The sequence below is a fragment of the Acinetobacter sp. YH12211 genome (genome assembly GCF_013418015.1).
GTDB classification, from domain to species: Bacteria; Pseudomonadota; Gammaproteobacteria; order Pseudomonadales; family Moraxellaceae; genus Acinetobacter; species Acinetobacter towneri.
Genome location: NZ_VPCW01000049.1, coordinates 1 through 9,094, shown reverse-complemented (window position 1 = coordinate 9,094; position 9,094 = coordinate 1). Strand labels below are relative to the sequence as shown.

Sequence of the window (9,094 nt, the reverse complement as noted above, 5' to 3'; positions counted from 1 at the left end):
GCCTATTTAAGTGATGTGCTGAAAAGGTTGCCGACACATAAAGTGACTCAGATTGAAGAATTGCTACCACACCGCTGGAAACCTAAATCGAATTAAAAAATAGGCATGGGGTTCAGCGGACGCTTACCAAATCAGGCCCATATGTTATACTTGAACTAACTTATGATGAATGGAGGCTTCTTAATGATTGATATCCTAACTTTGAACCGTTAGTTTAATACGTTCAAAGGCTCTGCTTATGCTCAGAGTATTAGGATAAATCTGTCTTCTTATAGGAAACCTTTATTATACGGTTATAGTAAAAAGGCGGAGAGGAATCTTCCTCTTTTTTATTTTAAAGGGAGATCTCCCATGACACTTCGTAGAAAAGGGTACATCAATGAATTTGATGGCTTATTTGTGATACCAACAATCGGATTAATCCTGTTGAAATTTTATATTTCTATATTTAGAGCATAGGCAGATTGCCTGTGCTCTTTATTTTGTTTGTTTTAAATTGGTATTGAATGATACCAATATTACATGATTAATGGAGGAGATTATTTATGACATTTAATAACAATGAAAATACACGTGTGTGGTTTATTACAGGTGCAAGCAGTGGACTAGGATACGAATTCACAAAAAAAGCATTGGAGTCAGGAGAGAAGGTTGTTGGTGTTGCTAGAAATATTGAAAAACTGAATGAGTTAAAATGCCAGTTTGAAGGAATGTTACTTCCTTTAAGTCTTGATGTTACTGATAGAAGTGCTGTTTCGACTACAGTGGAAACTGCCATTAAACATTTTGGAAGACTCGATATTGTCATTAACAATGCAGGGAATATGGTAATGGGAATGATTGAAGAATTTAGTGAAGATGAAGTTAGAAGCCAAATGGAAACTAATTTCTTCGGTACAGTATGGGTAAGTCAAGCTGTTATGCCGTACTTGCGGGCACAAGAATCAGGTCATATTATCCAGATATCTAGTATTGGTGGACTGATTAGTGGTCCAATGTCGGGAATCTATAGCGCTAGTAAATTTGCTTTAGAAGGATTTAGCGAGGCTTTAGCACAAGAAGCTGCACATTTTGGTATAAAAGTATCTATCGTAGAACCTGGAGGTTACTGGACGAATCTATACTTAAAAATGAGTTTTACTACACAGAAAAAAGAGTATGATTCATTACGTGAAAAGTTGGCCCAACAATATTCAAACGAATCGGTGGATAGTGATCCTAAGTTAGCCGCCGAAGCTATAATGAAACTGGTTAATAGTGAGAATCCGCCTCTCCGATTAGTTCTGGGAAGCCTTGTATATGATTTAGCTGTTGAAAATGCAGAAAAACGTATATTTACATGGAAAGAGTGGGAATCAGTCAGTCGTTCTTCGGAACATGGGATTCCTGCACCAGAAGGATACCGTTGAATTTGATCTGACCAGCGATAAGGACACTGATCTTGAGGTTACAGACATTAATATCCCTCCTTTTGTGAAGTTGAATGATTTCCAATATGGAGGGGGAATTACCCAACGCTACAAAATCAAAAACACTAAATTAAAAACAAAGAATAAATCCTCAATACGCCTTCTTACAGTTGAATTTCCACAGACATTGCTAATTAAGCTGTACTCATTAATGACACCACCAGAAGGGTTATTACCGTCAAAATTGGGTGTTTGGGAATGGAGACAAACTTTCTATAACAAAATGACTGGGGAGAGTTACTTTTGCTCATGTTTTAAAGATGCCCTCACCAAAGAATATGTAGGTTTAGTAAGGAAACACGCCCATCTTGCGAATGCGTTAGAAAATAATTCCTTTAAAGAATCGATCTGTCACATTTGCACAAAAACGAATTCCGATTTGATGTATTCCCACAATATGTATAGTTCATCCTTCAAAGCAAGATATGGGGCATACATCACTAAGCATTCCATACAGGAAAGTATTAGTGAAAGGGATGCAGAGAACTACATTAGAGAGTTAAAAGGTGTAGCTAGAATAGGTGAAAGATGGGTAAATGAAACATTGTTGTTCAACTACATTAATTTGTTATTCCCTCAATTCACAGTTCAAAGAGAAGCATCACCCACCTGGTTAAATAGACAAAGATTTGATGTGTATATACCTGAGCTAAATTTAGCTATCGAATACCAAGGGCAACAACACTATGTAGCTGTTGATCTATTTGGTGGAGAAGAAGGTTTAAAAAGAACAAAACAAAGAGATAAGGAAAAGCTCCAACTCAGTAAAATTAATGGTGTTGATATTATCTACTTTAGCTACAAAGAGAATTTAACTGAAAAATTAGTACAAAATCGATTGAAGAAGTACCTTAAAGAGTATGAATAACAGGTTCTATATACTCTCAACTAGAAATATATTTACTAGGCCTTTTTATTTGTTTTTTCTGTAGAAAAGAAAATTACAGAACCATCTAAAAGCGTGTCACAACAAAAAAGCGTGTCACAACAAATATATAAATTGTTTAAATACAATCGCTTATTTATTTTTATTGATTGACATGCTATCTGACGTGCTATTGACACGCTTTTTTCCATGTCAGTAAAAGCGAATCCAGAAAAAAAAATGCGTGTCAACATAGCATGTCATTAAATTAAATTCATTTAAGTATATGATATATATATAATTATATTAATAATTTATGACATGCTATTTTTTAGCAAGTCATATATATTTTTTGTTATAAATTAGTAGTTTATGTACTTTATTGACATGCTATTTTATTTTATTTAATCAATTTTTTTATTGACTCTACAATGGTTCATTTCTACTTTTTTTGCTTTCCTAATCTACCCCATTTTTCTATACAAATAGAAAGTATTATTAAGTATATGATTTATATACATATATTATTTCCATAATATGTATCACCCTCGGCATGTGGAGAGCCATTATTAGGAAACCTTTTTATTAATAATATTATTATTTTTCATGTATTTAATTTACTTTCCAATATTTTATAAACTTAGGAATATTTGTAGAGTAGAAAAGATAGTACAGTTTTTGTACTACCCTTCCTTTTCTCTTTAATTATTTATCTTTTTTTGCTTTGATTACATTCAGCTTTCGATCATTCAATTCATCAAACGCCTCTTTTCCTATCACTTTTTTACACTTGTCTAAGACCAGGTTTCTAATAAAAGCATTGATCGAAATATCTTCTTTTTGAGAAAGACTTTCTACAGCAGCTTGAACCGTACCGGGTTTGTCGGAGAGTCAATATTCTGAGAGACTACCCCCGATGACAAAATTAAAATACACCCCTGAAATCAGAGATAGAGCGGTTCAATTATTGATTGAATCTGAAAAAGATTATCCTTCTACTTGGGCTGCAATCACAGCAATTGCGCCTAAGATTGGTTGTACTCCTGAAACACTTCGTGCCTGGCATCAAAAGCATTTAGATCAGCAAAATCCAGTTAAAGTACAGCAGCTTTCAGACCAAGAACGTATCAAACAACTCGAACGCGAAAATAAAGAAATAAAGAACTGCAACGCGCCAATGAGATTCTACGTAAAGCAGCCGCTTTTTTCGCCCAGGCGGAGCTCGACCGCCCACACAAATAATGGTGGATTTCATCCATAACAATAAAGATCGATATGGTGTTGATGCGATTTGTAGGATTTTACCGATCGCAGCTTCAACCTATTACCGAACTTTAGATCTCGCTGACAATCCAGAACATCGAGCGAAACGAGATCTACATGATGAGTATCATGCTGAACAAATTCAACGAATTTGGAAAGAAAGTTCAGGTCGATATGGTGTGCGTAAGGTCTGGCAACAATTGAAACGTGAAGGTTATGTTATCGCACGTTGTACAGTTGCTCGATTGATGCAGAAGCTAGCTATACAAGGTGTTTGGCGTGGTAAGAATAAACAAACCACCCGTAGCCGAGATGATCAAAAACGAGCAGCTGACTTAGTGAAACGGAATTTTAGTGCAGATCAGCCCGACCACCTTACGAAACAGTGTTTCTCAGGTCACTGATTTTACGTATATTCAAACCCATTCAGGCTGGGTCTATACCGCCTTTATTATTGATGAGTTCTCACGAGCAATTGTTGGATGGAAAGTATCGACACGGATGAATACAGATATGGTGCTCGATGCATTAGAGCAAGCATTACATGATCGAGGTATACCCAAGAATGTGATTCATCATTCCGACAGAGGTGTGCAATATCTTTCCATTCGTTATACCAATCGTTTAGAAGCAGCAAATTTACGAGCTTCAGTCGGTACAACTGGTGATTCATACGATAATGCTTTGGCTGAAACGGTGAATGGCTTATACAAAACAGAGGTGATTGAATATTTAAAAGCAGATTGGCGTGGTTTAGCAGATGTACAACTTGCGACATTAAACTGGGTAGATTGGTTCAATAAAGAGCGTGTACATAGTGCACTGGGTTATGTGTCACCTGTTGATTTTGAAGCAATGTACTATGATAAAATTAATCCGTTAGGTCAGGTAGCCTAACTTAAATAAAGTCTCCGACAAACCCGGTACGGTTCAGGTTGATTTATCCAATAGCCTGCAATTAGTTGAATATTCTTATCTAAATATAAAATTTTCACTGAGCAGCACTTAAATAATCTCCCCACCACTGCATCATTTCAGTTCGTTGAATTAAATAATCCGCATGATTATAGCTAGCACGTGTACGATTCTTATCAATATGCGAAAGTTGAGCCTCAATCCAATTATCTTGGAACAATCCTGAGTCATTCAAAATAGTACTGAAGGTAGAACGTAATCCATGGGAGGAAAGTTGATGTTTTCCATACCCCATCTTACGTATAGCCATATTTAATGTATTAAAATGAATCGGGTGATCCTGCTTTCGCGGACTAGCAAAAATGAATTTTTCACCCAATGACCATTGCATCGCATCTTTTAAGATCTCTAACGCCTGATCTGAAAGTGGAACTAAAAAATCTGGAATTTCATGTCCTAGGATAACTTTACGTCGAAACTGTTTAATATGTAAGGCTGGAATTCTCCAAATTTTATCTTTTATATCAAAATGATGAGGTTCAGCCATTAACAACTCTGCCCCTCGCACGCCAGTATATAATTTAAACATGAGTGCTTTTTTAATAATGGGATGTGCATCCAACTTTTTTAATTTATGCATAAAATCTGAGATGTCTTCAGCTTTTAAATAAGGATAGTTCTTCTTGATTTTATTGTTAACAGCAATTTTATTTAAACCATGCGCGATATTATATTCACAATAGCCCATTGCTACAGCATAGTCAAAAATTTGGTTCAAATAACTACAAGCTTTTTTGACAGGTTCTTTAACTTGACGTGACTCTATTTTTCTAATTATTGAAACTAGGTCATAGCGCTTAATATCTTGAAAAGGGATATCCTGAAGAACTGGATAAATATCATGCTGTAAACATTTTTCTGCTAACTGGAGAACACCACAGCGTGGTAAATCATTGAATGCATTTTTAAGTTTGAACTGTAGCCACTCCTCTGCTACCTGATGAAAAGTAATTAAATTAGAAACAGTTTCATTTTCAAAACAGAAATTATTATCTCTAAAATCATCCCTGACTTGTCGTGCCTTTTTCAGGGATAAATCAGGATAAAGCCCTAACTGAATTCGGCGGCGTTTCTTGGTTTTTGGATCTGTATATCGATAACTCCAAGACTTCCTTCCATTTGGTTCAATTTTTAGACTAAGTCCATCTTCATCCGATAAAAAACAAGTTTTTTCCTTGCAATGAGCTTGGCGAACTTTAATTTCAGTAAGACTCATGAGATTTGAATGAAACCTATCAATGGACTGATCAAATTAATTATACCAAAATAGAAGGACTTTCATATGATGCGTAGACTACGCATCATATAGATTTATAAAATATTGTTTTATATATTTATTATTAAATATACTTTAATTATAGTAACCAGTAGAAGTACCACCTCTATTTTTAGTTCCCAAAGGCTTTGTTGCACAAAGATTTAAAAGACAGCACCTGCTTATCTGAACAACATGACTATGAGTTATATCTGGCAGTCAATGATATTGATCACACGAAGACAAAAGCAGCTTCCCCGCAAACAAATGGTATATGTGAGCGTTTCCACAAGACGATTTTACAGGAGTTCTATCAAACCAACAGATCGAAAAATTTGCTTATCTTTTCCGCCCAACCAAACTAAATACTCATTCTCTATTGTCTGCTTATACGCCCAATCGGCAACCCGATGCGAACGTTGCAGATCGGTTAGAAAACCTAATTGAGAAATCTCTTGAGTGATTAGTCGATCATGTAAATGATTACGTCTCCGACAAACCTGGTACGGTTCAATCCGTATACTTCAACAGCAGCTTTGAATGTTTCACTTAACCTTAAACTTTTTTTAAAATTAAATATATTTACATATACGTTCTAAAATTTGATATAATTTATTAAAACTTTAGATTTCAAGTGTAAATAATGAGAAGCGCTAATATTCGACGTGATGGCTACTTAAAATTTCTGAATACATGGCAAGACCGTGATGTCATTAAAGTACTTTCAGGTGTGCGTCGCTCTGGAAAATCCACCTTATTGGCGATGTTTCAACAAAACCTAAAAGCACAGGGTGTACAAGCCGAAAACATCATTGCCATCAACTTCGAATTTATGGAATTTGAAGAACTCACCGATTACCGTAAACTACATGATTATGTATTGTCCAAAGTTGATAAAAGTAAAAAAAACTATGTTTTTTTAGATGAAATACAACATGTTACAAATTTTGAGAAAGTAGTCGACTCTTTATATGTTCGGGATTATATCGATTTATATATTACAGGCTCAAATGCATTCTTTCTAAGTGGAGAACTTGCGACTTTACTTACAGGACGCTATATCGAGCAACATGTTCTACCTCTGTCATTCCAAGAATTTAAACAGTGGCATATTGAAAATAATCCGATCATCCAACAATTATCAAATCGTGATTTGTATGCCATGTATACGCGCAGTAGTTTCCCTTATACGCTTGCCATGACTAGCCAGCAGGAAACTTATGATTACTTGCAAGCGGTCTATGCCAGTGTAATGTTTAAAGATGTTATTCCCCGTTTGAATACTGCCGATATTAACTCTCTCGAGCGTGTCGCAAGATATTTGGCAAGCGTGACAGGCTCACCTATTTCCATCAATAAAATTAAAAATACCTTTGTTTCAAGTGGGGTTAAAATTTCATTTGAAACAGTAAAACGCTATATTCAGGGCTTACAGGACAGTTTGTTATTTTATAGTGCCGCACAATTTAAAGTACGCGGGCGTGAGTTATTACAATCCTCTGAAAAATACTATTTAGTTGATGTCGGATTGCGCCGGATTATGTTGCCTGATGCTAATGCTGATCAAGGTCATATCTTAGAAAATGTGATTTATCTTGAGCTTGTCAGACGAGGTTATACGGTCTATGTAGGGCGGGTTGATGAATATGAAATTGATTTTGTTGCTGTCGATACTTTACAGAATTTAACTTATTATCAGGTGGCATTAGAAACGCTCAATGAGGAGACACTCAGCCGAGAGTTACGTCCATTACAGAAAATTTCTGATTCGTATCCCAAGTATTTGCTTACCTTAGACACGATAGGAACTGAAGCGAATTATAATGGTATTGTAAAAATGAGTGCTCTCGATTGGTTGCTATCTGAAAATAAGTAAAGTTGAGGGTAGACATGGATACTCTTATTTATTAATTAAAACTCAAAGACTTTTCAGTATTAACCAAGAGTGTGATCAAGCATAATTTCTGCTCCATTTGTGATGGATTGATTTACCTCGACTCGATTGAGTCAGATCATCATGATTGAGCTACAGTCACTTACTGAAAGTAGCGAGAATTGCACAGTCTAGATGCAGTATTTTATGAAATTACCCAATAAATTGATAAGTGGCACTCCAATAGAACAGATTCACAACCCTCAGGGATTAGCGTCTTAGGTTTAATCCTAATCAAAATAGTGAGTAATTATGATCCCTTCTTATGAAAACTTTAAAGATTTTAAAGATGCAGGTGAAAAAATTTTAGAGTATTTACATAATCACTTAGGCTTTGCTTTATGGATGATTACTCGTACTGAAAGTAATGATTGGATAGTTTTGCAAGCTAAAGATCATGGATATGGAGTACAGGCAGGACAGGTTTTCAATTGGGCTGACTCATACTGCTCTAAGATGGTATTAGATAAAGGGCCACGCATAGCACCTGATTCGAAAAAGATTCCACTGTATGTAGAAGCAGGCATCAACAAACTGGTCGATATAAACGCCTATATTGGGCAACCGTTATTCAATGAGGATGGTTCTATTTTCGGCACATTATGTGCTATTGATCCATCAGTACAGCCTCAAAGTATAGAACAATATAGTGATCTATTAGAGCTATTCAGTTTATTACTTAGTCGAATTTTACAAAATGAACTTAAAATTAATGAACAAAAAAGAGTTAGTGAAAAGCTTGAAATGGATTCATTAACCGATCATTTAACGGGTGTTTTTAATCGTCGTGCTTGGGATACATTTTTGGATTTAGAGGAAGATCGATGTAAAACGTACGGACATCCAACCACAGTGATTATGATAGATTTAAATGACTTAAAAGCTATAAACGATAAATTTGGTCATTCGACTGGAGACCAAATGATCCAAAAAACGGCCCAAATCTTAAAGAAAAATGTACGCTCCAATGATTTAGTCGCGCGTTTAGGAGGAGATGAGTTTGGCATTCTAAATATTGAAACGACTTTAGAAAATACTCAGAAATTGGTGAATCGGCTTTTAATGTCCTTACAAAGTGCTGGAATTAATGCTGCTGTAGGTGTTGCGGCACGTGAACCAAGTAAAAATTTACGAATGGCAGTAATTGAAGCAGATGAAAAAATGTATCGGCATAAACGTCAAATTAAAGTCATCATTTGATTGATCCAGGCTTTGTTGCATAAACATTCAAAAGCCGAATTTTCCCCAAGCCGTTCAAATTTAAGTGACAACTCGGGTATGCGGTCTACCTAATTCCGTGAATTTATTTAATACTGCTACACGTGCATGTATTT

Annotated in this window: 6 protein-coding genes, 4 pseudogenes and 1 other annotated feature; of the genes and pseudogenes, 8 read left to right on the top strand and 2 right to left on the bottom strand. The window is 35.5% G+C overall.

From position 1 onward, the window contains the following. From FTU98_RS13385 to FTU98_RS13370, 4 genes and pseudogenes are all read left to right on the top strand, one after another. A partial coding sequence (locus FTU98_RS13385) for a transposase domain-containing protein (protein WP_179992416.1) occupies positions 1-96 on the top strand: 96 nt, incomplete at its 5' end. 449 nt (positions 97-545) lie between these two features. Next, a complete protein-coding gene (locus FTU98_RS13380) occupies positions 546-1,409 on the top strand; it encodes an SDR family oxidoreductase (RefSeq protein ID WP_154320204.1) in 864 nt (287 codons plus the stop codon). Then, the gene (locus tag FTU98_RS13375) at positions 1,318-2,337 is read left to right on the top strand and encodes a hypothetical protein (RefSeq protein WP_171501091.1); all 1,020 of its coding nucleotides are present in this window, start codon (positions 1,318-1,320) and stop codon (positions 2,335-2,337) included. Before FTU98_RS13380 ends, FTU98_RS13375 begins: the two co-directional genes overlap by 92 nt. Before the next feature lie 913 nt (positions 2,338-3,250). Further along, positions 3,251-4,494: pseudogene (locus FTU98_RS13370) on the top strand (IS3 family transposase). Continuing rightward, positions 3,534-3,650: a sequence feature (AL1L pseudoknot), on the top strand. It overlaps the preceding pseudogene by 117 nt. A gap of 94 nt (positions 4,495-4,588) precedes the next feature. Here the strand turns inward: FTU98_RS13370 and FTU98_RS13365 are convergent. After that, positions 4,589-5,788: a tyrosine-type recombinase/integrase gene (locus FTU98_RS13365; RefSeq protein WP_000059656.1), complete on the bottom strand. Its 1,200-nt coding sequence runs from the start codon at positions 5,786-5,788 to the stop codon at positions 4,589-4,591. A 227-nt stretch (positions 5,789-6,015) separates the two neighbouring features. Here FTU98_RS13365 and FTU98_RS13360 point away from each other — a divergent pair. Next, a pseudogene (locus FTU98_RS13360) lies at positions 6,016-6,165 on the top strand (IS481 family transposase); the annotation flags it as partial. On the opposite strand, the pseudogene FTU98_RS14050 reads toward FTU98_RS13360, so the two are convergent. After that, positions 6,127-6,321: pseudogene (locus FTU98_RS14050) on the bottom strand (HNH endonuclease); the annotation flags it as partial. The pseudogenes FTU98_RS13360 and FTU98_RS14050 sit on opposite strands and share 39 nt — an antisense overlap. A 149-nt stretch (positions 6,322-6,470) precedes the next feature. On the opposite strand from FTU98_RS14050, the gene FTU98_RS13355 reads away from it, so the two are divergent. The 3 genes and pseudogenes from FTU98_RS13355 (at position 6,471) to FTU98_RS13350 (ending at position 8,960) form a co-directional block, all read left to right on the top strand. After that, entirely contained in the window at positions 6,471-7,703 is a 1,233-nt protein-coding gene (locus tag FTU98_RS13355; RefSeq protein WP_180051551.1) for an ATP-binding protein, read from the top strand. A 38-nt stretch (positions 7,704-7,741) separates the two neighbouring features. Continuing rightward, positions 7,742-7,843 (top strand): annotated as a pseudogene (locus tag FTU98_RS14065) (HNH endonuclease); the annotation flags it as partial. Positions 7,844-8,012: 169 nt separating this feature from the next. After that, entirely contained in the window at positions 8,013-8,960 is a 948-nt protein-coding gene (locus FTU98_RS13350) for a sensor domain-containing diguanylate cyclase (protein ID WP_180051550.1), read from the top strand. Positions 8,961-9,094 lie beyond the last annotated feature (134 nt).